Annotated in this window: 22 protein-coding genes and 1 other RNA gene; 8 read left to right on the top strand and 15 right to left on the bottom strand. The window is 66.3% G+C overall.

Annotation, left to right across the window (positions count from 1 at the left end; translation table 11 throughout):
• The first annotated feature begins 257 nt into the window (after positions 1 to 257).
• Entirely contained in the window at positions 258 to 2,132 is a 1,875-nt protein-coding gene (locus tag ACQR0W_RS17340) for a pyrroloquinoline quinone-dependent dehydrogenase (RefSeq protein ID WP_315713929.1), read from the top strand.
• A 180-nt stretch (positions 2,133 to 2,312) separates the two neighbouring features.
• Here ACQR0W_RS17340 and ybgC read toward each other — a convergent pair whose 3' ends face one another.
• From ybgC to ACQR0W_RS17300, 8 genes are all read right to left on the bottom strand, one after another.
• Positions 2,313 to 2,762, bottom strand: coding sequence for a tol-pal system-associated acyl-CoA thioesterase (ybgC, locus tag ACQR0W_RS17335; protein ID WP_315713928.1), 450 nt, complete (start codon positions 2,760 to 2,762; stop codon positions 2,313 to 2,315).
• A gap of 80 nt (positions 2,763 to 2,842) precedes the next feature.
• A complete protein-coding gene (locus tag ACQR0W_RS17330; RefSeq protein WP_315713927.1) occupies positions 2,843 to 3,763 on the bottom strand; it encodes a metallophosphoesterase in 921 nt (306 codons plus the stop codon).
• 84 nt (positions 3,764 to 3,847) lie between these two features.
• Positions 3,848 to 4,897 (bottom strand): Holliday junction branch migration DNA helicase RuvB, encoded by a 1,050-nt coding sequence (gene ruvB / locus ACQR0W_RS17325; RefSeq protein WP_315713926.1) that lies wholly within the window; start codon positions 4,895 to 4,897, stop codon positions 3,848 to 3,850.
• Entirely contained in the window at positions 4,897 to 5,346 is a 450-nt protein-coding gene (locus tag ACQR0W_RS17320; RefSeq protein WP_315752621.1) for a hypothetical protein, read from the bottom strand. The genes ruvB and ACQR0W_RS17320 overlap by 1 nt, the downstream gene beginning before the upstream one ends.
• A gap of 91 nt (positions 5,347 to 5,437) precedes the next feature.
• A complete protein-coding gene (locus ACQR0W_RS17315; RefSeq protein ID WP_315713925.1) occupies positions 5,438 to 5,857 on the bottom strand; it encodes a cytidine deaminase in 420 nt (139 codons plus the stop codon).
• Positions 5,858 to 5,903: 46 nt separating this feature from the next.
• Complete coding sequence (gene ruvA, locus ACQR0W_RS17310; protein WP_008961684.1) at positions 5,904 to 6,521, bottom strand: Holliday junction branch migration protein RuvA; 618 nt, start codon at positions 6,519 to 6,521, stop codon at positions 5,904 to 5,906.
• The gene (gene ruvC, locus ACQR0W_RS17305; RefSeq protein ID WP_315713924.1) at positions 6,518 to 7,045 is read right to left on the bottom strand and encodes a crossover junction endodeoxyribonuclease RuvC; all 528 of its coding nucleotides are present in this window, start codon (positions 7,043 to 7,045) and stop codon (positions 6,518 to 6,520) included. Before ruvC ends, ruvA begins: the two co-directional genes overlap by 4 nt.
• Positions 7,046 to 7,118: 73 nt before the next feature.
• Positions 7,119 to 7,865, bottom strand: a complete 747-nt coding sequence (locus ACQR0W_RS17300) for a YebC/PmpR family DNA-binding transcriptional regulator (RefSeq protein ID WP_315752619.1) — start codon at positions 7,863 to 7,865, stop codon at positions 7,119 to 7,121.
• A gap of 222 nt (positions 7,866 to 8,087) precedes the next feature.
• Between ACQR0W_RS17300 and ACQR0W_RS17295 the strand changes: the two genes are divergently transcribed.
• Complete coding sequence (locus tag ACQR0W_RS17295) at positions 8,088 to 9,836, top strand: methyl-accepting chemotaxis protein (protein WP_316169465.1); 1,749 nt, start codon at positions 8,088 to 8,090, stop codon at positions 9,834 to 9,836.
• 45 nt (positions 9,837 to 9,881) lie between these two features.
• Complete coding sequence (locus ACQR0W_RS17290; RefSeq protein ID WP_315713921.1) at positions 9,882 to 11,312, top strand: methyl-accepting chemotaxis protein; 1,431 nt, start codon at positions 9,882 to 9,884, stop codon at positions 11,310 to 11,312.
• Positions 11,313 to 11,321: 9 nt separating this feature from the next.
• On the opposite strand, the gene ACQR0W_RS17285 is transcribed toward ACQR0W_RS17290, so the two are convergent.
• The 3 genes from ACQR0W_RS17285 to ssrS all read right to left on the bottom strand — a co-directional run bounded on the left by ACQR0W_RS17285 (position 11,322) and on the right by ssrS (position 13,000).
• On the bottom strand, positions 11,322 to 12,146 hold the full coding sequence (locus ACQR0W_RS17285) for a TIGR00282 family metallophosphoesterase (protein ID WP_315713920.1): 825 nt from the start codon (positions 12,144 to 12,146) through the stop codon (positions 11,322 to 11,324).
• Position 12,147: 1 nt separating this feature from the next.
• Positions 12,148 to 12,729 carry a 5-formyltetrahydrofolate cyclo-ligase gene (locus ACQR0W_RS17280; protein WP_316169633.1) on the bottom strand — a complete coding sequence of 194 codons (582 nt, stop codon included), beginning with the start codon at positions 12,727 to 12,729 and terminating at the stop codon, positions 12,148 to 12,150.
• A 109-nt stretch (positions 12,730 to 12,838) separates the two neighbouring features.
• Positions 12,839 to 13,000, bottom strand: a non-coding RNA gene (gene ssrS, locus ACQR0W_RS17275) — 6S RNA.
• Between the two features lie 1,059 nt (positions 13,001 to 14,059).
• Between ssrS and ACQR0W_RS17270 the strand changes: the two genes are divergently transcribed.
• Together ACQR0W_RS17270 and ACQR0W_RS17265 are read left to right on the top strand one after the other, a co-directional pair.
• Positions 14,060 to 14,515 carry a DsrE family protein gene (locus ACQR0W_RS17270; protein WP_315713919.1) on the top strand — a complete coding sequence of 152 codons (456 nt, stop codon included), beginning with the start codon at positions 14,060 to 14,062 and terminating at the stop codon, positions 14,513 to 14,515.
• 116 nt (positions 14,516 to 14,631) lie between these two features.
• Complete coding sequence (locus ACQR0W_RS17265) at positions 14,632 to 15,879, top strand: TAXI family TRAP transporter solute-binding subunit (protein WP_315713918.1); 1,248 nt, start codon at positions 14,632 to 14,634, stop codon at positions 15,877 to 15,879.
• 318 nt (positions 15,880 to 16,197) lie between these two features.
• Here ACQR0W_RS17265 and ACQR0W_RS17260 read toward each other — a convergent pair whose 3' ends face one another.
• Together ACQR0W_RS17260 and ACQR0W_RS17255 are read right to left on the bottom strand one after the other, a co-directional pair.
• Positions 16,198 to 16,839, bottom strand: a complete 642-nt coding sequence (locus tag ACQR0W_RS17260; RefSeq protein ID WP_316169466.1) for a glutathione S-transferase family protein — start codon at positions 16,837 to 16,839, stop codon at positions 16,198 to 16,200.
• 3 nt (positions 16,840 to 16,842) lie between these two features.
• On the bottom strand, positions 16,843 to 18,111 hold the full coding sequence (locus ACQR0W_RS17255; protein WP_316169467.1) for a serine hydrolase domain-containing protein: 1,269 nt from the start codon (positions 18,109 to 18,111) through the stop codon (positions 16,843 to 16,845).
• Between the two features lie 210 nt (positions 18,112 to 18,321).
• Between ACQR0W_RS17255 and ACQR0W_RS17250 the strand changes: the two genes are divergently transcribed.
• Together ACQR0W_RS17250 and ACQR0W_RS17245 are read left to right on the top strand one after the other, a co-directional pair.
• Entirely contained in the window at positions 18,322 to 18,525 is a 204-nt protein-coding gene (locus ACQR0W_RS17250; RefSeq protein ID WP_315713915.1) for a hypothetical protein, read from the top strand.
• A 161-nt stretch (positions 18,526 to 18,686) separates the two neighbouring features.
• Positions 18,687 to 19,073, top strand: coding sequence for an ester cyclase (locus ACQR0W_RS17245; RefSeq protein ID WP_316169468.1), 387 nt, complete (start codon positions 18,687 to 18,689; stop codon positions 19,071 to 19,073).
• Between the two features lie 138 nt (positions 19,074 to 19,211).
• Here ACQR0W_RS17245 and ACQR0W_RS17240 read toward each other — a convergent pair whose 3' ends face one another.
• Together ACQR0W_RS17240 and ACQR0W_RS17235 are read right to left on the bottom strand one after the other, a co-directional pair.
• Positions 19,212 to 19,595: a cell division protein ZapA gene (locus ACQR0W_RS17240; RefSeq protein WP_316169469.1), complete on the bottom strand. Its 384-nt coding sequence runs from the start codon at positions 19,593 to 19,595 to the stop codon at positions 19,212 to 19,214.
• Positions 19,592 to 19,942: a DUF4164 domain-containing protein gene (locus tag ACQR0W_RS17235; protein WP_315713913.1), complete on the bottom strand. Its 351-nt coding sequence runs from the start codon at positions 19,940 to 19,942 to the stop codon at positions 19,592 to 19,594. The genes ACQR0W_RS17240 and ACQR0W_RS17235 overlap by 4 nt, the downstream gene beginning before the upstream one ends.
• A 268-nt stretch (positions 19,943 to 20,210) precedes the next feature.
• Between ACQR0W_RS17235 and tkt the strand changes: the two genes are divergently transcribed.
• Positions 20,211 to 22,196 carry a transketolase gene (tkt, locus tag ACQR0W_RS17230; protein ID WP_316186670.1) on the top strand — a complete coding sequence of 662 codons (1,986 nt, stop codon included), beginning with the start codon at positions 20,211 to 20,213 and terminating at the stop codon, positions 22,194 to 22,196.
• Positions 22,197 to 22,361 lie beyond the last annotated feature (165 nt).

Genomic DNA, 22,361 nt, shown 5'->3' with positions numbered 1-22,361 from the left:
GAATCCGTTCATTCTGCCGTAGCGCCCCATTTGCGGCGCTCACGCTGGCGGTCATGGTCGCGCTGCCGCCGGCGATTGCACAGAACGACACTGCTCATCCGGCTGCCACCCCCGGAAGCATTCCAGGCCCAGAGCAGCATGGGCCTTCGAGCACTGACTCGGAGCAGCCCCACAGCAATGCCGGTCGCGCATCGTCAGCACCGGGCAACGAGCAATCGGGAGCTGCCGACGCAGGCGCTCAGCTGCCGTCCGGCAGCTTGCCCACGCCGAAGCCGATCCCGCTCGTCCCGACCCATGCCGTCTGGAATACGTTTCACGGTCAGCTCAATGCCCAGAAGTACTCTCCCCTGACCCAGATCACAGCCGACAATGTCCGATCGCTGGTAAAGGTGTGGGAGTATCACACCGGCGACGTTTCGGATGGGTCGGGCAAGCTGCCGACCAGCGTCTGGTCCGCCACGCCGATCTTTGCCAATGACACGCTCTACATCGGCACGCCGTTCTATCGCGTTGTTGCGCTGGAGCCCGCGACCGGAAAGGTCAAATGGACCTTCGACTCCAAATCGACGCTCAAGGCCTTGACCCAGCCGGCGCTGAAGAACCGCGGGGTCGCCTATTGGGAGGCAGCGAATCCCGTCGCGGGCCAGCCGTGCCAGAAGATCGTCTATCTCGGCACCATGGACGCGCAGCTCTTTGCCATGGACGCGGATACTGGCAAGCTCTGTCGTGATTTCGCGAACGGCGGCGTCCTCAACGTCGATCAGTGGAACGACGTGAACAACAAATATCCGCTTTCGTTGCTTCAGCCGCCGACGGTCGCGGGCAATCACGTGATCCTGGGCTGGGCCGGCAAGGACTGGGCCTATGCTGAAGCACCGCCCGGCACCGTATTCTCGCTCGATCCGCAAACGGGCAAGCGACAATGGTCCTTCGCTACGCTGCCGCCGAAGATCGCGTCCCGCACCGGCACCGCCAATGTGTGGACGGGCATGTCGGTCGACGAGGGACTTGGATTGGTCTATCTCCCGGTCTCCAGCCCCTCCCCGAACTACTGGGGCGGCAACCGCACCGAGCCGATCCCGTTGGCCACATCGACAACGGCCCTCAACCTCGAAACCGGCGAGGTCGTTTGGTCTCGCCAGTGGGTGCACCATGACATCTGGGACTACGACATCAACTCCGCGCCGACGTTGATGGACATCACCGTCGATGGGAAGCAGATCCCAGCGCTGATGCAGGCAACCAAGATGGGGTTCCTCTTCGTCGTCGACCGACGCACTGGCAAGGACGTCTGGCCGATCGAGGAGCGCAAGGTGCCTGGTGGCGACGGCTCGATCCAGGGCGAAATCTACGCGCCGACGCAGCCGTTTCCGATCAGGCCGGCGCCGCTGCTCGACCAGTCGAAGAAGCCTCCCATCTGGTGGGTCGCCGACGCCCTCGGGCTCGGCCAATGCTCGAGGCTCTGGAAGAGCCTCAATTACGCCGGCATGTACTCACCGCCGACCCACAAGGACAGCGGCGTGCTCGCCTATCCCGACTCGGCCGGCGGCGTGCAATGGGGCGGCGTAGCCTTCGATCCGCGCGGCAAGACCGCGATCGTCAACTTCTCGCACGTGGTGCAATCCATCAAGCTCTACCCCCGGAAAGAATATGAGCAGCGCGCAGCCGGCTCGGGCAACGAGCAAGGCTTCTATCCTCAAGAGGGTGCGCCATACGGCATGTCACTCGACAACGCGCTGAACTGGCTCGGCATGCCCTGCTGGAAGCCGCCATTCGGCGAGATCGCCGCCATCGACATGACCACCGGTGACATCAAATGGCGCCGTCCCATCGGCGCCTCCCAGAAGTGGGGCTTCTACATGCCGGAGTCGATGGGATCGGTGACGATCGGCGGCCCGGCGGTTACGGCCGGAGGCGTGATCTTCATCGGAGCCTCGATGGACGCCAAGGTGCGGGCCTACGCGCTGGCCGACGGCAAGGAGCTCTGGTCCGACATCGTCCAGGCCCCCGCGGTCGCCAATCCCGCCGTCTATGAGTACAAGGGCCGCGAATACGTCGCCTTCATCGCGGGCGGCAACACGATCCTCAAGGACCAGGTCGGCGATCAGGTCGCCGTCTACGCTCTACCGTAGTGCGGCGGTGCTCGCCAGCTGGCTTGCGCTGAACCGGAGCGGAATGGCTTCCGTGCCTACGCCGCGGCGATACAGCTGCCGTCGCATTCGCTGCGCAGATGGCGCGGCCGACTGGACCGCGGCGAGGTCGCGATCGCCGGCGGGCGCATCCTCATCCCTCCGCCCGCCGTTACCACGTCTTTAGGCGAGGTCCGCCTTCATCAGGTCGCGCAGCGCTTTCGGTATGGGCTGCGCCCTGCCGCCGCTGATGAACGCAACTCTGACGTCGGCCTTGACGAGCACCTCCTCGCCGCGCCTGACCTCCTGCGCCAGCGTGATCGACGCGCCCTTCACCGCCACGGGCCAGGTGACGACGTCGAGCACGTCGTCCATACGGGCCGGCCGCAGGAAGTCGAGCGTCATCGAGCGCACCACGAAGGCGAAGCCCGGGGCCTCGCTTGCCGCCTCCGCGAACAGCGCGTGCTGCTCGGCGCCCATCAGCCGCAGATGATTGGTGCGGCCGCGCTCCATGAAGCGGAGGTAGTTGGCGTGATAGACGATTCCGGAGAAATCCGTGTCCTCGTAGTAGACCCGCACCTGCATGTGGTGGCGGCCGTCGCGGATCGCGCCGTCGAGATGTCGTTGGGTCAAGGGAAGCCCTCGATAGCCGGAAATGGCGATCGTTTCGCCCAGTTCAACGGCCAACGCAAGAGCAGGCCAGCGCGAGCCGGCTAGGACGTCACCTCGACGGGTTCCCTGCCGACGTTGACCAGCACGATCTCCGGCGGCATGCCGATCCGGACTGGCATGATGCTGCAGCCGAGGCCGCCGGAGACGATCACGTCGCATTGGGTGCGGATGTGGCCGTAGGCCAGATTGACGCCATTACGCGCGGGAACGGCCGGCGACCAGCCGAGCACGCGGATCTGGCCGCCATGCGTATGCCCCGACAACTGCAGCGCCACGCGCGGCGGCACCCGGAGCGCGACGTCGGGCTCGTGCGCCAGCAGAATTACCGGGGCGCTGTCCGTCACCTTGCGCAGCGTCGCTGCGAGATCATCGATGCCGATCCGCGGCATCGGCCGGAAGCGCCGCGCTGGCATGTAGGCCAACTGATCGCCGAGGCCAGCAAGCCAGAAGGCATGGCCATTCTTGGTGAGACGCACGACGTCGTTCTCGTAGACGGGAATACCGGCGGCCTCGAGCGCCTTCTGGGCATACGGCGCGCCGCGGCCGTCGCGCTGCACGGTTCGATCATCCCAATAATCATGATTGCCCAGGATGGCGTGCACGCCCAACGGCGCCTTCAGGCCGCCGAGCACCGGCGCCCAGGCATCGGCGTCGATGCGTCCGATGTGATGACGATGACCGGCGACGTAGTCGCCGAGCAGAACGATCAGATCCGGCTGCAGCGCGTTGGTTCGCTGGACGATCCCGTCGATATGAGCGAGCGACATCCAGGGATCGCAGGCATGGATGTCGGCGATGGCCGCGATCTTCAGTCTTAGCCCAGCCGGCCAGTTGCGTGGATGGATGTGATAGTCGGTGACGCCCAGGCGGAGCGGCTCGACGCCGACGCCGTAGGTCGCGGTCGAAAAACCGGTGGCGGCAAGACCGCCTGAGAATGACAGAAAGCGACGGCGTGACAGCATCGATAAACTCCTCGCAGCGGCTCCCTTCTCCCTGATCATTGCAACCGATTTCGGGTGCGTCTGTGCAGATTGTCAGCAGTTTCGTTAATCATCGTCCTCGCTGCCGAACAGACCGAACTGGCCGGGATCGCGGTTCGAGGGCTCGGCCAGGCCGAGATGCCTGAACGCGTGCGACGTCAGCAGCCGGCCGCGCGGCGTACGCTGCAGATAGCCGCATTGGATCAGATACGGCTCGATGATGTCCTCGATGGCATCGCGCGGCTCCGACAACGCTGCCGCCATGGTCTCGACGCCGACCGGCCCGCCGCCGTAGTTCAGCGCGATGGTCGAGAGATAGCGCCGGTCCATCGCGTCCAGCCCGGCGGCATCCACTTCGAGCGCGCTCAGCGCGTGATCGGCGATGGCGCGATCGATCGCACTGGCGTTGGCGGCCGACGCGAAGTCGCGCACGCGGCGCAGCAGCCGGCCGGCGATCCGTGGCGTGCCACGGGCGCGCCGCGCGATCTCGTTCGCGCCGTCGGCGGTCATGCCGACCCCGAGCACGCGGGCACCGCGCGTGACGATGCCTTCGAGCTCCTCCACCGTGTAGAAGTTCAGTCGGATCGGAATGCCGAACCGGTCACGCAACGGATTGGTCAGCAGGCCTGCGCGCGTCGTCGCGCCGACCAGCGTGAACTTCGACAGGTCGATCTTGACCGAGCGGGCCGCGGGGCCTTCGCCGATGATGAGATCGAGCTGGAAATCCTCCATCGCCGGATAAAGGACCTCCTCGACCGCCGGGCTGAGACGATGGATCTCGTCGATGAACAGCACGTCGCGCTCTTCGAGATTGGTCAGCAGCGCGGCGAGATCGCCGGCCTTGGCGATGACCGGGCCCGAGGTGGCGCGGAAGCCGACGCCGAGCTCACGCGCCACGATCTGCGCCAGCGTCGTCTTGCCAAGTCCGGGCGGACCGACGAACAGCACATGGTCGAGCGCCTCGCCGCGCTTGCGCGCCGCCTCGATGAAGATCGAGAGGTTGGCGCGCGCCTGCTGCTGGCCGACGAACTCCGACAGCTGCTGCGGACGCAGCGCAGTGTCGCCGACATCGTCGGAGCGCCGCTCCGGACTGACCATGCGCGCCGGCGGCTTCATCATCGTTCACCCGCCGGCAACTGCTGATGATCTAGTGGAAACGACATCTTTGAAACATACCATGCGCAAATTAGCTCGGCAGGAGTAACAACCATCGTCCAGTAGAGCAGCTTCTGGACATCGCTCGGCACGAGCCGGTCACAACAGTCCACGATATCCCTGTAGGTGATGGTCAGGGCAGCCACAGGAATCACGAAAAACAAAGCGAACGGCCACGAAATCCGCTTCGAGAATGAAACCTGAAGAGCCGCCGCTGTGGCAACGAACAGTTGCGCGGGTAGTATCCAGGCAAGACTGAGCGCGAACGCAGCAAATAGGTCAACGACCGCACCCTCTCGAGGGCGTTCGACCTGCAAGAGCAGCGGTCCGGTCAGCCATATCACGGGAGCTGAAATCAGCGTACCTCCGAGCAAGAAGATTGCGAATACGCGCGGCGTCCTAAAATTCATCCGGATTGCTCCGAAGTCAGGACCGCAGTGGGCGCAGACTGCCAACGGACGGTGTCCGCCCGCTGCCCGGTCAATCTGCGCGCCGGCGGCTTCATTCGTTGCCGCGCCTGTATTTGTTTGGCAGCAGTTCGCCGATGGTCACCGCCGCAGGCCCCTTGCCGTTCGACGGCACGATGACGCGCGCCTTGGCATCATAGTCGTGGATCAGCTCGCGGCAGGTGCCGCAGGGCGAGACCACGGCGACCTCGCCGGGCTCGCCGGGCTTGGGATGGCGCACCGCAACGATGGTCTCGATGCCGTGGTCGCCAAACTCGGTGATGGCGCGGCCGATCGCGATGGCCTCGGCGCAGACAGCGTTGCGGCCGAGATAGGCATCGATGTTGACGCCGGTGATGATGCGGCCGTCGCGCGTGCGCATGGCGGCGCCGACCTCCTGCCAATCGTTGCGATAGCGGCTCTTGACCGCTGATGCGGCCGCCTCGATCAGCTCCTTGTCCTTCTTGCTCACCATGGGGGAAACGGATGTCCTTCTGCTCGCCCGGCCGGGCGACGATTGCCTATTTCGCCAGCTCCTTGAGGCCGAGGCGAATGAGTTGCGCGGTCTCGGCCTTGTCGCCGGCCGCGCGTGACGCGGCGGCAATGGCGGCAGCCGCCTGCGGCTGGCCATAGCCGAGATTGATGAGCGCGGAGATCGCGTCCGCGATCGGCTGCGGCGCGCGGGATTCTTCGATGGCGCCGGACAGCCTGACGACACCGGGATCGACATCGGCGAACGCCGGCGCCTTGTCCTTGAGCTCGGTGACGATGCGCTCGGCGACCTTGGGACCGACGCCCGGCGTGCGCGCTACCGCGGCCTTGTCGCGCAGCGCGATCGCATTGGCGAGGTCTGCCGGCGGCAGAGTGCCTAGGACCGCGAGGGCGACCTTGGCGCCGACGCCCTGCACCGTCTGCAACAGGCGAAACCATTCCCGTTCGACATCCGAGCGAAAACCGAACAGCTTGATCTGGTCCTCGCGCACATAGGTCTCGATCGACAATGTGGCGGCTTCACCGGGCGACGGCAAGGCCTGCAGCGTCCGCGCCGAGCAGTGCACCTGGTAGCCGACGCCGCCGACGTCGAGGATGACGAAATCCTCCGCGTAGGAATCGATCAGCCCCTTCAGCTTGCCGATCATAGCCCGGCCACCTTCATGCGCAGCGCCTGGCCCTGGCGGTGATGGGCGTGGGTGATGGCGATGGCGAGCGCGTCCGCCGCGTCGGCCGACGGCGGCTCGGCCTTCGGCAGCAGGATCTTCAGCATCACCGCGATCTGGCCCTTGTCGGCATGACCGGCGCCGACCACGGTCTTCTTGACCTGGTTGGGGGCGTATTCGGCGACCGAAATTCCGAACATCGCCGGCGCCAGCATGGCGATGCCGCGGGCCTGGCCGAGCTTCAGGGTGGCGACGCCGTCCTTGTTGACGAATGTCTGCTCGACCGCGGCTTCCATCGGCGCGAACCGGCCGAGCACCGCCGATAGCCCCTCATGGATCGCCAGCAGCCGGCTCGCCAGCGGCAGATCATCGGGCGGCTCGACCGAGCCGCAACCGACATAGATCAGCCGGTTGCCCTCGCTCTCGATCACGCCCCAGCCGGTGCGGCGGAGGCCGGGATCGATCCCGATGATGCGGATTGCTGCGCGAATCGGCTGGGCTTTCATGGATTAGAGATAGCCTCGCGCCGCACCGATGGAAACATAAACGGAACGCACGAACGACGTGGTTGATCGTCCGTCAACCGCCCATCTTCGCCATCAGGGCGTCCGAGATCTCGAAATTGGCGTAGACGTTCTGGACGTCGTCGTGTTCGTTCAGGAGGTCCATCAGCTTCAGCAGCTTCTCGCCGGTCTCGTCGTCGACGGCCACCGTGTTCTGCGGCTTCCAGGTCAGCGCCGCCTTGCGCGGCTCGCCGAACTTGGCTTCGAGGTTCTTGGCGACTTCATGGAAACTGTCCGGCGAGGCATAGACCTCGTGGCCGCCCTCGCCCGAGATCACGTCGTCGGCGCCGGCCTCGATCGCGGCGTCCAACACGGCATCGTCAGAGGCGACGCTGCGGTCGAATTCAATGATTCCGACGCGATCGAACATGAACGAGACCGAGCCGGTCTCGCCGAGGTTGCCGCCTGATTTGGTGAAGAAGGAGCGGATGTCGGACGCGGCGCGGTTGCGGTTGTCGGTCAGCGCCTCGACGATGACGGCGACGCCGCCCGGGCCGTAGCCCTCGTAGCGGATCTCGGCATAGTTGTCGCCCTCGCCGCCGAGCGCCTTCTTGATGGCCCGCTCGATGTTGTCCTTGGGCATGTTCTCGGCCCGGGCGGCGACCACGGCGGCGCGCAGCCGCGGGTTCATCGCCGGGTCGGGCGTGCCGAGCTTGGCGGCGACGGTAATTTCGCGCGCCAGCTTGCCGAACAGCTTGGACTTCATCGCATCCTGCCGGCCCTTGCGATGCATGATGTTCTTGAATTGGGAATGGCCGGCCATGCGAGGTCTCTTGAAATCGTAGGGGATCAGGTGGGGAAGCGCGGCCTTATAGGCCGGGAATCGTCAAAATCAAAGATTTGAGGTGGTTTCAGGGTGGCTGCCCCCTCCTCGGAGAGCCAGTTGGCTGCCCCGCACCATAAGCCAAATGTTAACCATGGCTTCACAGTCAAGTGCAACGATGCCGCCCCTCTGCACCTTTTCACCCGCACCGGGGCCTACCCCATGGCGTTTGGTTTCTTTGCAAGACGAGCCTCTGCGCCCGAGCCGGTGGCCGAACCGAAGCCGGTAGCCGCGCCGGAGCCGCTGGCGTCGTCGGATGCCGATTCGGCCAAGGCCATCCTCGACCTGCTGGAGCTGGAACTCGGCGGCATGATTCGCCAGCTGGAGCGCGCCGCCGATGCGGTCGCCAGCGGCGCCGAGGCGACGGCGGGGACGCTGACGGACATTCGCCAGCGCGCCGATGCGCTGAGCGGACGCAGCAGCACCGCGCAAGGAACGGCGGCGACGTTCGCCCACGCCGCAGAGAAGGTGACCCAATCCGCCCACGGTATCCGTGCCCAGGTCCAGGACGCCGGCCAGCTCGCCGACCAGGCCAGCGCCGCCGCCTCGGAAGCCCGGGCCAACGTCGACCGCCTGCGCGAATCCTCGGCGGCGATCGGCAACGTCGTCAACCTGATCTCCCAGATCGCGCGCCAGACCACCTTGCTCGCGCTCAACTCGACCATCGAGGCCGCCCGCGCCGGCGAGGCCGGCCGCGGCTTTGCCGTAGTGGCCACCGAGGTCAAGGCGCTTGCCGTCCAGACCCAGAACGCGACCGAGGAGATCACCCGCAAGATCGAGGCACTGCAGAAGGACGCCGCCGGCTCGGCCGACGCCGTCCACCGCATCGCCCAGGCGATCGAGGCGATCCGCCCCGTCTTCACCAACGTCAACGGCGCCGTCGCCGAGCAGAACCAGACCACCGGCGAGATGTCGAACAATGCGGCCCAGGCCTCGCAGTTCATATCCTCGGTGGTCGACAGCGCCGCCGACATCAGCAGCGCCACCCAGCAGGCCGAGAGCTATGGCGAGCGCGTCACGAACGCCGGCCGCGCCGTGACGATGTACGCCCAGAAGCTGAAGGCGCGCTGCGCCGTGCTGCTGCGGCAGGGCGATCGGCCCGTGCGCAGCGGCAGCGAGCGTCTGCCCTGTCACCTCAAGATCGAGATCAAGTCGGGCGCACGCACGATCGGTGCGCCGGTCTATGAGATTTCCAACGACGGCCTTCTGATCACCGGTCCGGATGCGAGCCGCCTGCCCGTGAACGAGCGTCTCGACGCCGTGCTGGAGGACGTCGGCCCGTGCCGCCTGCGCGTCACCGAGCAGGTCAAGGCCGGCGCCCAGGCGCGGTTCGATGCGCCCAGTGCCGAGCTGCGCGAAAAGATCGAGGACAAGCTCTGGGCGCTGCACGAGGAGAACAACGAGTTCGTCACCCGCGCCATGGAAGCCGGCACCGAGCTGAACCGGATGTTCGAGAGCGCCGTTGCGCGCGGCGAGATCACGCTCGAGGACATGTTCGATACCAACTATGTCGAGATCCCCGGCACCAATCCGCAGCAGCACCGCAGCCGGATCCTCGACTGGGCCGAGCGCGTGCTGCCGTCGTTCCAGGAGGCCTTCCTTGCCAAGGACCAGCGCATGGCGTTCTGCGTGGCGATCGACCGCAACGGCTATCTGCCGGTGCACAACCGGATCTATTCGCATCCGCAGCGACCGGGCGATACGGCCTTCAACACCGCCAACAGCCGCAACCGCCGCATCTTCAACGATCCGGCCGGGCTCGCGGCAGGCCGCAACCAGCGGCCCTATCTGATCCAGAGCTACGCGCGCGACATGGGCAACGGCAACACCGTCATGATGCGCGAAATCGACGTGCCGATCCGGGTTCGCGGCCGGCACTGGGGCGGCTTCCGCACCGCCTACAAATTGTGAGCCAAGCCGTGATTTTCTGATCCTTTCAAGCCCGGGAGTCTGGACATGTCGGTCGCGCAACGCGCCATTCTGGAAAGTCACGACGCGCGCACCGGCGCCGAACGGCTGATGGACGAGATCGCCGACCGCATCGGCGGTCTCGGCGTCGAGCTCGCCGATGTCGCCGGCAACGTCCAGGAGGTCGCCAACCGCGTCAGCTACCAGTCGCAGCGGTTCGGGCATCTCCAGGCCACCGCCAAGACCATGGTCGCGGCCAATCACGACATCGCCACCGCCTCGCAGGCGGTGCAATCGGCCACGACCGCCGCGGTCGGCGACATCGCCCAGTCGCGCAACGTGGTCGACACCGCGGTGCGGCACATCGCCGAATTGGTCGAGTCCGTCGAGCGCATCGAGCAGCGGCTCGGCTCGGTCGGCGATGCGCTGTCGCAGGTCGCCAAGGTCTCGGTCGCGATCGAGGCGATCGCCAAGCAGACCAACCTGCTGGCGCTGAACGCAACCATCGAGGCGGCCCGTGCCGGCAGCGCCGGCCGGGGCTTCGCTGTCGTCGCGAGCGAGGTGAAGTCGCTCGCCGAGGCGACGCGGCAGGCCACCCAGGAGATCGGCGATACCTTGCGCGGGCTCGACTCGCAGGTGAAGAGCCTGCTCGGCGAGAGCGGCCAGGCCTCCTCCCGCGCCAAGACCGCGGGTGAAGGCGCCCAGCAGATCGGCGGCATCATCGTCCGCGTCCAGGACGGCTTCACCAGCGTCGGCCAGGAGATCGACGGCGTGGCGAAGGCCGCGACCTCCAACCTCGCGCATTGCGACGCCGTGATCAGCGAGCTCAACGAGCTCGCCAAGGGCGTCGACCAGTCCTCGGTCGAGCTCAAACAGGCCGACAGCCGGATCGCCAAGCTGCTCGATCATTCCGAGGCGCTGATCGGGCTGATCGCCGAGAGCGGCGTACAGACCGCGGACGCGCCGCTGATCAAGACCGTCGTCGACACCGCCCGGCAGATCTCGGCGACCTTCGAAACGGCGATCGACCGCGGCGAGATCACGCTCGCCGACCTGATGGACGAGAGCTATCGCGAGATCCCCGGCACCAATCCCAAGCAGTACATGACGCGCTACGTCGAATTCACCGACCGCGTCCTGCCGGCGATCCAGGACCCGATCCAGGGCAGCGATCCGCGCATCGTGTTCTGCGTCGCCTGGGCGCGCGGCGGCTACCTGCCGACGCACAATCCGAACTACCGCAAGCCGCAGGGGCCCGATCCGGTCTGGAACAACGCCAACTGCCGCAACCGCCGGCTGTTCGAGGACCGCGCGGTGAAGAAGGTCGCCGCCGCCAGCAACAAGCCGTTTCTGCTGCAGACCTACCGCCGCGACATGGGCGGCGGGCAGTTCGTGCTGATGAAGGACCTCTCGGCGCCGATCTTCATCAAGGGCCGGCATTGGGGCGCGTTCCGGATGGGTTTTCGGCTCAAGGCCTGATCCAGGCTCTCATCCTCCCCAGAACGAAGGCTTCGCCGGCGACAGCCGGCCGCCGATGCGCACCGGCGCGATCTTGATCGCAAGCCCGGTGCCGTTGTCGGTCTCGACCGCCACGCCGCTCAACGTCGCCTCGCCGGAGGCCGGCTCGAAGCGCGCCGACGGGATGCCCGACTGGAAGCGGCGCAGCGGCTCGTCCTTCTGCATGCCGATGATGGAGTCGTAATCGCCGGTCATGCCGGCATCGGTCATGTAGGCGGTGCCGCCGGGCAGGATCTGGTGATCGGCCGTTGGCACATGCGTATGGGTGCCGACGACGAGGCTGGCGCGGCCGTCGCAGAAATAGCCCAGGCCCTGCTTCTCGCTGGAGGCCTCGCAATGCACGTCGACCACGATCGCATCCGCCGCCTCGCGCAGCGGGCAGGCGCCGAGCTCGCGGCCGACAGCCGCGAACGGATCGTCGAACGGCGTCATGAACACGCGCCCGAGCACGTTGACCACCAGCGCGCGGGCGCCGTTCTTGGCGTCGACCAGCGCCGCGCCACGGCCGGGCGTGCCTGCCGGATAATTCGCGGGGCGCACCAGGCGCGGCGCGCGCTCGATGAACACCAGCGCCTCGCGCTGGTCCCAGGAGTGGTTGCCGAGCGTGACCGCGTCGGCGCCGGCATCGACCAGCTCCTGATAGATCGCCTCGGTGATGCCGAATCCGCCGGCCGCGTTCTCGCCATTGACGATGACGAGATCGAGCGCCCAATCGCGGATCAAGCCTGGCAGGTGGTCCGAGACGGCGCTGCGGCCGGCCCGGCCGACGACGTCGCCGACGAAGAGAATTCGCAACTCAATTGCTCCGGAAATCCAAGGTCTCGCGCTCGGTTAGCACATAATCCAGCGCCGCGTCGTGGGCCAAGGCCGGGATCGCCTCGGTTTCCTGCACGGCAAAGCCGAGGCCGACGCCGATGAGGTGATGCGATTTACGCAAGTGCGAGAAGGTGTAGTCGTAGTAGCCGCCGCCGTAACCGATGCGATGGCCGGAGCGGTCGAAGGCGGCGAGCGGGACCAGCATCACGTCCGGCACCAGCTCGGCCGCAACGGGCGACGGCTCGGGGATGCCGAGCGAGCCCAATGTCAGCCGATCACCCGGCGACCACGCCCGGAAGGAGAGCGAATGGCCGCGGGCCAGGATGACCGGCAGCGCCAGCCGCGCGCCCTTCGCCGCCAGCACGCGCATCAGCGGCACAGGATCGAGCTCGTTGCGAATCGGCGCATAGCCGGAGACCACCTGGCCCGGCTCCAGCGCGAAGGGGAGCCCGCGCGCCGCGATGGCCTGCGCGGCGGCGCTGCGCGCCTCGTCGCTCAGCGCGTCGCGCGCGGCGAGGGCTGCAGCTCGCAGCTGCTGCTTGGTGTGCTGGACGGCCTTCATCGGCATGCGGCGGGATCTCCGTCAAGAGCTCGCGGACGCGGGCACTCCAACGTTCTCAGAAACGCAGCAGGTCGGCAATCAAGGGGACAGAACAGAGGAGAGAGACAAGCGCGAAGCCGCAATCGCCGTTGAAACGCTCGATCCCGGAGTTCCCTACGAAAGTAGGTGGGCACCATATGTCCAGGTCCACGGACCTGGCCAGGGACAGTTCCCTAAAGGATCGATAAGGCCCCGGGGATATGTTGGTTCCGGACGCGCGTCGCAGCCTCGCTGACGCAATGTAACCATGGCGGGGTGATTTTGCCAGCGGTGGAAGCGGATTGACGCGCGCTGCCGTTGTCCAACCTCGGCGTCGTCGCCCGGCTTGACCGGGCGCCCCCGTACGCCGAGGCAGCAGTGGTTGAGCCGACAGGCCGCGGCGTACCGGATCGCCCGCTTTTCGCGGGCGATGACAGTTGTCGGGTGGTAGGAGCCGGGCCGAACACGGCAGAGCAGATCAGAATAGGCATGGCATCGCGTCCTCGTGGCGCTCGGCGTCCGAGTTGTTCATTTGGCTCGCCCTCTCGACACAGAGGGCACAGGGAAGGCCGGGCGTCGGCTGACGCCCGTGGCCCGCCTGCGAAAAAATGCAGGCGGCAGGTACCACAGGTGCAGCCGGAAACACCCGGCCTTCCCTGCGCGACAGTTTGAACGGCTGCTTCGCGATCTCCCTGGTGCGCCGGGCTTGTTGGCCACCATGCGCGACAACGCGCTTGCGCGCGTTGCGCGGGGACACCAGCATCGGGGTGTCAGGACCACGCGACTTGACCGTACGTGCATCGCCGTTCGTCCGCGCGATCAACTCACGCTGCGGCAATCCACGCCCATCGCATCCCACTGCCAATGCCTCGTGACGGTCGCGACACGCCCCTCATGCGGCAGCAGGACGAGCGGAAGCATCCGCCTGATTTGCCCGACACGGCAAGCCATGCGGCCTGCGACATCGTAACGCGACGGGCAGTCTGCGCATGATCGACATGCGCGGTTTGCCCGTCGTGCAGTTTACGACGTGCATCTGCTCGCGTGCCGCCAGCCCAACATTCCGCCGTCGTCCCGGCCTCGCGCGCCGTTGCGGCGAAGCAATTCAGGATCTCTCCGCAGATGCAGCCTGGATTGCTTCGCCTCGCCACTGCGCTCGCAATGACGCCCGTGGTGATGACGGCGCTCGCGCGGCAGCGCCGCGTCGGCAGCGCATAGTCTTGCCACGATTCAGGCTCATCGACTTGGAGCTGAGGTTGTGGCAGATCATGCCTACATCCCAATGCCCTGTATCGTACATTGGAGTCCTGGCATGCGCTTCGATCTCAAAACCGTCACGGCCGCCTGCGCGCTACTGATCGCGTCGGCTGCTGCGAGCCTCGCCGCCGACGTCAAGATTCATCGCGTCTCGATCCAGGTCGATCAGAACGATCCGGCGATCATGAATCTGGCGCTGAACAACGCCACCAACATCATGGAGACGTTCAAGGAGAAGGGCGAGGAGGTCGAGATCGAACTCGTCACCTATGGACCCGGGCTGAACATGCTGCGCGAGGATACCTCGCCGGTGAAGGACCGGCTCAAGCAGATCGCCGAGCTCAGCTTTCCCGCCAAGATCAAGTTCTCCGCCTGCAACATCACCAAGCGCGGCATGGAGAAACGCGAAGGACATCCGATTGCGATCGTCGCCGAAGCGAGCCTGGTGCCATCGGGCGCCGTCAGGCTGATGGAACTGCAGGAGAGCGGCTGGAGCTACCTGAAACCTTAGGTAGTTTCTGCCCCAAAACTGCCAGCTTTAGGGCTCATTGAGATACGACCTTGGATTGAGCTGTGTCATCAGTCTGCTCGGGGGATGGCGAGCAGGCGCGATCGGGGACTAGTCACATGCACAGAGTACTCGCCCGGCCGGCGCTGCTGGCGCTGGCAACGCTTTCGGCTGCCTTGCTCACCCCCGTCGGCGCGGTGCTTGCGCAAGGGCAGTCCGCCGCTCCGCTCTCGATCAAGCCTGCGCGCGCGTCGGAACGGCGGGCCGTCGAGCCTCGGGTCTCCGAGACCCGCGCGCCCGAGCCACGGAGCGCCTCGGACGAAGCCGCCATCAAGACGCGCATGAACCAATGGACCGTCGGCCTGGCCGCGGGCCTGCCCGACGGCGGCTTCGTGCGCTTCGCCAGCGAGATGGCGCGGACCATGGACGACGGCGACAACATGCGCCTGATCCCGATGGTGACGCGCGGCACCACCTCGAACATCGCCGACCTGCTCTATCTGCGCGGTGTCGACGTCGCGATCACCTATGCCGATGCATTCGACTTCTATGCCAGGCAGGCCGGCCTTTCCAACATCAACGACCGCATCCGCTACGTGCTGCGCTTCTTCATCTCCGACGTGCACATCTATGCGCGCGAGGAGTTCAAGTCGCTGCAGGACCTGAAGGGCCAGAAGGTCGCGGTGGGCACGGCGGGCGTCGCCGCCGCCCACACCGGCCCACTGATCTTCCGGCGCCTCGGCATCGACATCGAGCCGGTCGCGGTCGGTGGCCCCGTCGCACTGGAGAAGCTGCACAAGGGCGAGATCGCCGCGATGGTGTATGTCGCCTCCAAGCCCGGCGAACTGTTCAGCGGCAAGAAGGCGGATCCTGGATTCCACTTCGTGCCGGTGCCGTACACGCAGCAATTCTCGGACTTCTACTATCCGACCAGCATCAAGGCCGACACCTATCCGGGGCTGGTCGCACCCGACACCGCCGTGGAAACCATCGCCGTGCCGTCGGTGCTGGCCGTCTACAACTGGAAGCCGGGCAGCGACCGCGCCGACCGCGTCAACCGCTTCGTCGACACGCTGTTCACCAACCTCGCGCGGCTGCAGCAGCCGCCGTTCCATCCGGGCTGGAAGGATCTCAATCTCGAGGCCCAGGTGCCGGGCTGGCAGCGCTATCCGTATGTCGACGCCGTGCTGGAGCGGATGAAGAAGGAGGCCAATGTCGGCCTGCCGCCCGCCGCGGCCGGCAGTCTCTCGCAGCAGGAGCGCTTCGATGCCTTTCTCGAATCGCAGGCCAAGGCGCCGACCTCGAAGGCGGAGAAGGAGGAGCTGTATCGCTCCTTCCTGGACTGGAGCCGCAAGCGGCAGAAGTGAGCAGGCGATGGGCCGATGACAGCGGGCGAGGTGGTGGGCTGTCGACCATAAGTTCATTTGCATTCTCGCCCTAACGCTGGCGTGTTGCGAGACGCTGAAAAATAGTGAGACGAGATATGGCGGCTCGGGCAGTCTGCTCCCTCTCCCCGTTCTCGCGGGGAGAGGGTTGGGATCAGGGGTCGACGCACGGGGAGTGTACGTGGTGAGACCTGTCCCCCCTCACCCGGATTGCATCTGACGATGCAATCCGACCTCTCCCCGCAAGCGGGGCGAGGTACACCAAGCAAGCCGCCAAAGCGATCTTCCGACCCGCGACGATCAGCTCAACAACAACACCATGCCGGGATCGCCCTTGGCCATCGCGCGCTGATAGGCCGGGCGCGCGGCGATGCGGGCGAGATAGGCGCGGATGTTGGGGAAGGGTCCGAGATCATAGGGCAGGAAGTAGCGCATGGTGGTGAGCGAGAACACCGTCATGATGTCGGCGGTGGTGAGCGCGTTTCCCGCGAGATAATCCGCCTCGCCGCAACGCGCCTCGACCAGCGCGAAGGCACGGTCGAGCCTCGCCCTGATGGCGCCGAGAACCGGATTGTCGTCGGGCAGATGCAGCCGGTTGAGGATCATCAGTCGGCCCATCGCCGCCTGCAACGTACCGTTGGCGAAATGAAGCCAGTAGAGGAACGGCGCGAAGCTGGGGTCATCAGGCCCAGGCCGTAAGCGGTCTTGGCCGTAGGTCGCGGTGACGTAGTCGACGATCGCGCCGGATTCGGCGAGCACGAGATCGCCATCGGTGATCACGGGAGCCGCGCCGATCGGATGCAGCGCCTTGTACTCGGGCGGCGCCAGCATCGTCCGGGCGTCGCGCGTGTAGCATTTCAGTTCGTACGGAATTTCCAGCTCCTCGCAGAGCCAGACGATGCGTTCGGACTGCGACTTGCCGAGGTGATGAACCGTGAGCATGCGCTATTTCACCATCGCGCCATAGACGATGTCCTGCACCTGCTCGCGATAATATTTGCGCAAGTCCCCGGGCGCCGCCGTGCCGACCACGACGACGAGACGCTCCCTGGGATCGCAGAAGAACTGCGTGCCATAGGCGCCGTTCCAGCTGAACTCACCGGGATTGCCGGGCACCGCCGACAGGCCCTCGCTGACGCGCACGGCGACGCCGAGCCCGAAGCTGAAGCCGGCGCGATGCGGCTCCACATTGGCGACGGTGTTCTTGATCTCGGGCCCGAGATGGTTGGAGGTCATGTGGTGCACCGTCTTCGGACTCAGGATGCGCGCGCCGTCGAGCTCGCCGCCATTGAGCAGCATCTGGCCGAAGCGGACGTAGTCGCCGATGGTGGCGAACGAGCAGGCGCCGCCGCAGTCCGACCTGGTCGGCGTGTCCAGCAGCTTGATCGCCTGCGGCTTGCCGGTCAGCGGATTGTTCGGAAACGGATGCGCCAGCCGCGGGCGCTGTGCGTCGGTCGGCGCGAACGTCGCGTCCTGCATGCCGAGCGGCTTCCAGAGATTGGCCGACAGATATTCGCCGAGCCGCTGTTCGCTGACCTTCTCGATCACGGCGCCGAGCACGTCGATGGAGAAGCCGTATTCGAACTGCGTGCCGGGCTGATGCGCCAGCGGCAGTTTGGTGATGCGCTCGATGAACGCCTGGGTGTCGCCTTCGATCGCAGGCGCGGTGCCGTCGGGATAGAGCCGCGCCACCGCGCTCGAGCTGTCCGGCCGCCCGCCATACATCAGGCCCGAGGTGTGGCGGTAGAGATCATGGATCAGGATGGGGCGAGCCTGCGGCACCAGCAGCAGCGCTCCGTTCTCCTGGGTGACGCCGACCTTCATGTCGGCGAATGCCGGATAGTAGTCGGCGAGCCTGGCCTGCAGCGGCAGCCGCCCCTGCTCCATCAGCATCAGCCCGCCGACCGTAGTCATCGGCTTGGTCATCGAGGCCAGGGCGAAGATCGCGTCGAGCGGCATCGGCGTGCCCTTGACCGGATCGAGCTGGCCGTAGGCCTTGTAATGCACGAGCTTGCCGTCGCGCGCGATCGCCACGACCGCGCCGGGCACGCGCTTGGCGGCGATCTCGCGGGCGAAGAAATCATCCATTCGCGCGAGACCCGCCGGCGAGAAGCCGACCTCGTCGGGCTTGGCTTCGGGCAGCGGCGCGGCCGCGAGCTGCGTGATGATCATGGTGAAGGCTGTGGCTACGGCCGCCTTGAGCAGCGTCTTCATGGGCACTCCCTGATGCGCGGGCGATCCCGTTTGTCGCCACGGGATTCAATGGCTCCGCCTGGACAATGAGTAGAGGACACAGGGAGGAACGACAAGCGGTCGCAACACGATCGCATCGCGATGACGTGATCGGCTTCGCTGCCGCACAACGGCGTATCCGCGCGACCAATCGGAGGAGACGGGTGAGACCGCTGACACGCGAGATCACGCATGCTGAGGACAATCGGACTCATCCTTCACACGCTCTGGGCCATCTGTACGCTTGCGACCGGTGCCTTCGTCGGCGCAGCCGTCGGCTTTCACTATCATGGCTGGATCGGCGCCATTGTCCTCGGCGTCATTGGCCTGGGCGTCGGTAGCCTGGCGGCGGCCTACCCGCTGGAGACGATCGCGACGCTGTTGGAGGGTCTTTGACACGAGGGCCATGTAGCCCGCATGAGCGAAGCGACGCTCGGGAAAGCGCGGGCACCGAGATGGTTTCGGATATCGCTGACCTTCATTGAGGCTACGGGCTGGGAACCGCCATGCCGGCCCCGTGTTGTCCGGTGCAACGCGTTCGTCCAAACAGCCGCGCCATGACCGGACCCGAGCTCGCCAATCACTATCGCGGCTATATCGTGTGCCTGAATGCGCAGGCTTGGCCGCAGCTCGGCGATTTCGTGCACGAGCACGTCGTTCACAACGGCCGGCAGCTCGGACTCTCCGGCTATCGCGACATGCTGATCGGGAACTTCGCCGACATTCCCGATCTCCGTTTCAACATCGGCCTGCTGCTATCAGACCCGCCCCGCGTCGCGAGCCGGCTGGACTTCGACTGCACGCCATCCGGCGAATTTCTCGGGCTCGCCATCGACGGCCAGCGCGTCGCCTTCACCGAGAACGTGTTCTACGAATTCCGCGAGCGCAAGATCGTGGAGGTGTGGTCGGTCATCGACAAGGCCGCAATCGAGGCGCAGCTGTGAATGCGAACGCGCGGCGGCACCAGCCGCCCCAATGGGCTCAAGGCCGGGACGACACCTTGGATGAGGCGGCAAGTCAGACAATCGCTGATGGAGAGACTCACAACACGATGATACGTTGTCGCGAGGGCTTGAATCGTCTCACCCGATCGCCACCCCGCCACCGATCGTGCGGTTCAGCACCTGTGTGGTGCGCTCGATGCGCTCGGCGGCGGCGTTGAGGGCTTTGGCCACCGCGACCTGCGTGGCACGGGCGCGGTCGCTGGCCTGGTTGCGGACGTTGCGCAGGCCTTCGAGCTCCTGCTCCAGCACCTGGACGCGCTGATTGGCATCGATCAGCTCATCGCACACGGTGAGCGCCGCCATCACGGTGAGCCGGGCGTCGCCGATCTCGCCGAACTTGCCGCGCAGATTGGTGATGCGCGACTCGAGACTCTCCGCGAGCTTCAGCAGCCGCAGCTCCTGGCCCTCCTCGCAGGCCATGCGATATTGGCGGCCGTTGATGGTGACGTTGATGTGGCTCATTCCTCGTCCTCATCATCATGCGCGGCGTCCTGCCCGTCGCCGCCAGCGAGCACCGCGCGGATGGTGCCGATCGCGGTGTCCAGGCGCTCGGCGATCTCGCGGTTGGTGCGCTCGAGCCGGCGCGTCTTCATCAGGGAGCCGTCGAGCTCGTCGGCGAGACGCGAGCGGTCGGCGCCCAGCGCCTGGATGCGCGTCGCCAGCTCGTCCTCGTCACGATCCGCCTCGCGCCGCCGCTCGACCGCGCTCTCCAGCGCGTCGAGGGCCGTCATCAGTCGCCGCGTCGCCGCCTCGAGATCGGCGGCGCCGGGTTCCACCTGGCCGGTAAGATTGGCAGGGTGATCGTTCATGGCACGGATGCGAGGCCCTCGGAGCAAGCGGGAGGCGACAAAAGCGCTGTCCGGCAAGCGGTTACGGGCAAAATCTTACGTGGTGGGCGAGCCAAGCGCAACGCTCGGCCGAAACTATGCACTACTAAGCAACTTTTGGGAGGTTCCCGGCGTTGCAGAACCTTTGATTCCCGGAACCGAGGTGCTAATCAGCCCGCAAAATCCCGGCCCGCCAGCAATACCGGCGGCGCTCCTGTCATCAGCATTTCACGTTTGGACGGATTCCAGCATGACGCAGGTCGATCATTCCCGCATGGCCAACGCCATCCGCGGGCTCGCAATGGACGCCGTCGAGAAGGCCAAATCGGGCCATCCGGGCCTGCCGATGGGCGCGGCGGACGTCGCCACCGTGCTGTTCACCCGCGTGCTGAAATACGATGCCGCAGCGCCCGCCTGGCCGGATCGCGACCGCTTCGTGCTGTCGGCCGGCCACGGCTCGATGCTGCTCTATGCGCTGCTGTATCTGACCGGCAACGAGGAGATGACGCTCGACCAGATCAAGCGCTTCCGCCAGGTCGGTTCGCTCACCCCCGGCCATCCGGAGAATTTCCGCACCAAGGGCATCGAGACCACCACCGGCCCGCTCGGCCAGGGCATCTCCACCGCGGTCGGCATGGCGCTGGCCGAGAAGATGCTAGCTGCGGAATACGGCAAGAAGATCGTCGACCACCACACCTATGTGCTGGCCTCCGACGGCGACCTGATGGAGGGCATCTCCCAGGAAGCGATCGCGATGGCCGGGCACTGGAAGCTCAACAAGCTGATCGTGCTGTGGGACGATAACGGCATCTCGATCGACGGCCCGCTGTCGATCGCCGACTCGGTCGACCAGGTGAAGCGCTTCAAGGCGTGCGGCTGGGCCGCCGAGCTGATCGACGGCCATGATCCCGAGGCGATTGCGGCCGCGATCGCGCGAGCGCAGAAGTCGTCGAAGCCGTCGCTGATCGCCTGCAAGACCACCATCGGCTACGGCGCGCCGACCAAGGCCGGCACCTCCAAGGTGCATGGCGAGGCGCTCGGCGCGGAGGAATTGAAGGGCGCCAAGGAGAAGCTCGGCATTTCGCAGGAGCCGTTCTCCGTGCCCGACGACGTGCTCGCCGCCTGGCGTGAGGCCGGCCGCCGCGGCGCAACCGCACGGGCCGAGTGGGAGACCCGGCTCGCCGAGATGGGCCCGCGCAAGCGCGCCGAGTTCGAGCGCCGGCTGCGCCACGAGCGGCCCGCCGCGCTGGCGAAGGCGCTGAAGGACCACAAGAAGGCGCTGCTGGAGACCCCGCTCAACGTCGCCACCCGCAAATCGTCGGAGGCCGCGATCGAGGTGATCGCAGCCGCCATGCCGTTCGAGTTCGTGGCCGGCTCCGCCGACCTCACCGGCTCCAACAACAACAAGGCGAAGTCGGCCGTCTCGTTCTCGGCCAAGACGCCGAAGGGGCGCTTCATCCATTACGGCATCCGTGAGCACGGCATGGCGGCCTGCATGAACGGCATCTTCCTGCATGGCGGCTTCGCGCCCAACGGCGCCACCTTCCTGGTGTTCTCGGACTACGCGCGCGGCGCTATCAGGCTGTCGGCGCTGATGGGCGCGGGCGTCGTCTATGTGCTGACGCATGATTCGATCGGCCTCGGCGAGGACGGCCCGACGCACCAGCCGGTCGAGCATCTGGCCGCGCTGCGCGCGATCCCGAACATGCGCGTGTTCCGGCCGTGCGACGCGGTCGAGACCGCCGAATGCTGGGAGCTGGCGCTGAACCGCACCAACGGCCCGACGGTGCTGGCGCTGACGCGGCAGAACCTGCCGCAGCTGCGCACCTCCGCGCCGTCGGACAACCCCTGCAGCCGCGGCGGCTACGAGCTCGTCGCCGCGCAGGGCGAGGCCAAGGTCTCGCTGTTCGCGACCGGCTCCGAGGTCGAGATCGCCGTTGCGGCGCAGAAGCAGCTCGCCGAGCGTGGCATCCCAGCCCGCGTCGTCTCGGTGCCCTCGCTGGAGCTGCTGCTCGAGCAGCCGGCCGAGGCCAGGGCCAAGATCATCGGCAATGCTCCGGTCAAGATCGCCATCGAGGCCGCGGTGCGCTGGGGCTGGGATGCAGTGATCGGCCAGGACGGCATCTTCATCGGCATGCATTCGTTCGGCGAGAGCGGCCCGGCCAAGGAGCTCTACAAGCATTTCGGCATCACCGCCGAGGCGGCTGTTGCGGCGGCCGTACAGCGGCTGGCGTAAAGCCCACTCGCTCCTCCGCGGCGGTTCACCAAATCAGGAGCGCCGCGCGAACATGATTCGCGACGGTTGAGCGAGCGCAAAAAAAGGACTACGAAAGGGCCATATCGTCCGCTCGCGCCCGGCAGAACCGGGCGTCAACAGGTCCAAACCCTCGTAGAGCCCTTG

Origin of the sequence: Bradyrhizobium sp. HKCCYLRH1034 (assembly GCF_051168375.1) — a bacterium.
Lineage (GTDB): Bacteria > Pseudomonadota > Alphaproteobacteria > Rhizobiales > Xanthobacteraceae > Bradyrhizobium.
Note: the sequence above shows the minus strand (reverse complement) of the source record. Positions and strands in the feature narration are given on the sequence as shown.

Excerpts from the sequence above, each read along its gene's own strand:
- tkt (WP_316186670.1), top strand. The coding sequence starts at position 20,211 with ATGACGCAGGTCGATCATTCCCGCATGGCCAACGCCATCCGCGGGCTC.
- ACQR0W_RS17235 (WP_315713913.1), bottom strand. The coding sequence starts at position 19,942 with ATGAACGATCACCCTGCCAATCTTACCGGCCAGGTGGAACCCGGCGCC.
- ACQR0W_RS17250 (WP_315713915.1), top strand. The coding sequence starts at position 18,322 with ATGCTGAGGACAATCGGACTCATCCTTCACACGCTCTGGGCCATCTGT.
- ACQR0W_RS17295 (WP_316169465.1), top strand. The coding sequence starts at position 8,088 with ATGGCGTTTGGTTTCTTTGCAAGACGAGCCTCTGCGCCCGAGCCGGTG.
- ACQR0W_RS17330 (WP_315713927.1), bottom strand. The coding sequence starts at position 3,763 with ATGCTGTCACGCCGTCGCTTTCTGTCATTCTCAGGCGGTCTTGCCGCC.
- ACQR0W_RS17315 (WP_315713925.1), bottom strand. The coding sequence starts at position 5,857 with ATGGTGAGCAAGAAGGACAAGGAGCTGATCGAGGCGGCCGCATCAGCG.
- ruvB (WP_315713926.1), bottom strand. The coding sequence starts at position 4,897 with ATGAAGCCGCCGGCGCGCATGGTCAGTCCGGAGCGGCGCTCCGACGAT.
- ACQR0W_RS17320 (WP_315752621.1), bottom strand. The coding sequence starts at position 5,346 with ATGAATTTTAGGACGCCGCGCGTATTCGCAATCTTCTTGCTCGGAGGT.
- ACQR0W_RS17280 (WP_316169633.1), bottom strand. The coding sequence starts at position 12,729 with ATGAAGGCCGTCCAGCACACCAAGCAGCAGCTGCGAGCTGCAGCCCTC.
- ACQR0W_RS17255 (WP_316169467.1), bottom strand. The coding sequence starts at position 18,111 with ATGAAGACGCTGCTCAAGGCGGCCGTAGCCACAGCCTTCACCATGATC.
- ACQR0W_RS17260 (WP_316169466.1), bottom strand. The coding sequence starts at position 16,839 with ATGCTCACGGTTCATCACCTCGGCAAGTCGCAGTCCGAACGCATCGTC.
- ACQR0W_RS17245 (WP_316169468.1), top strand. The coding sequence starts at position 18,687 with ATGACCGGACCCGAGCTCGCCAATCACTATCGCGGCTATATCGTGTGC.
- ACQR0W_RS17290 (WP_315713921.1), top strand. The coding sequence starts at position 9,882 with ATGTCGGTCGCGCAACGCGCCATTCTGGAAAGTCACGACGCGCGCACC.
- ACQR0W_RS17265 (WP_315713918.1), top strand. The coding sequence starts at position 14,632 with ATGCACAGAGTACTCGCCCGGCCGGCGCTGCTGGCGCTGGCAACGCTT.
- ACQR0W_RS17300 (WP_315752619.1), bottom strand. The coding sequence starts at position 7,865 with ATGGCCGGCCATTCCCAATTCAAGAACATCATGCATCGCAAGGGCCGG.
- ACQR0W_RS17270 (WP_315713919.1), top strand. The coding sequence starts at position 14,060 with ATGCGCTTCGATCTCAAAACCGTCACGGCCGCCTGCGCGCTACTGATC.
- ACQR0W_RS17240 (WP_316169469.1), bottom strand. The coding sequence starts at position 19,595 with ATGAGCCACATCAACGTCACCATCAACGGCCGCCAATATCGCATGGCC.
- ruvC (WP_315713924.1), bottom strand. The coding sequence starts at position 7,045 with ATGAAAGCCCAGCCGATTCGCGCAGCAATCCGCATCATCGGGATCGAT.
- ruvA (WP_008961684.1), bottom strand. The coding sequence starts at position 6,521 with ATGATCGGCAAGCTGAAGGGGCTGATCGATTCCTACGCGGAGGATTTC.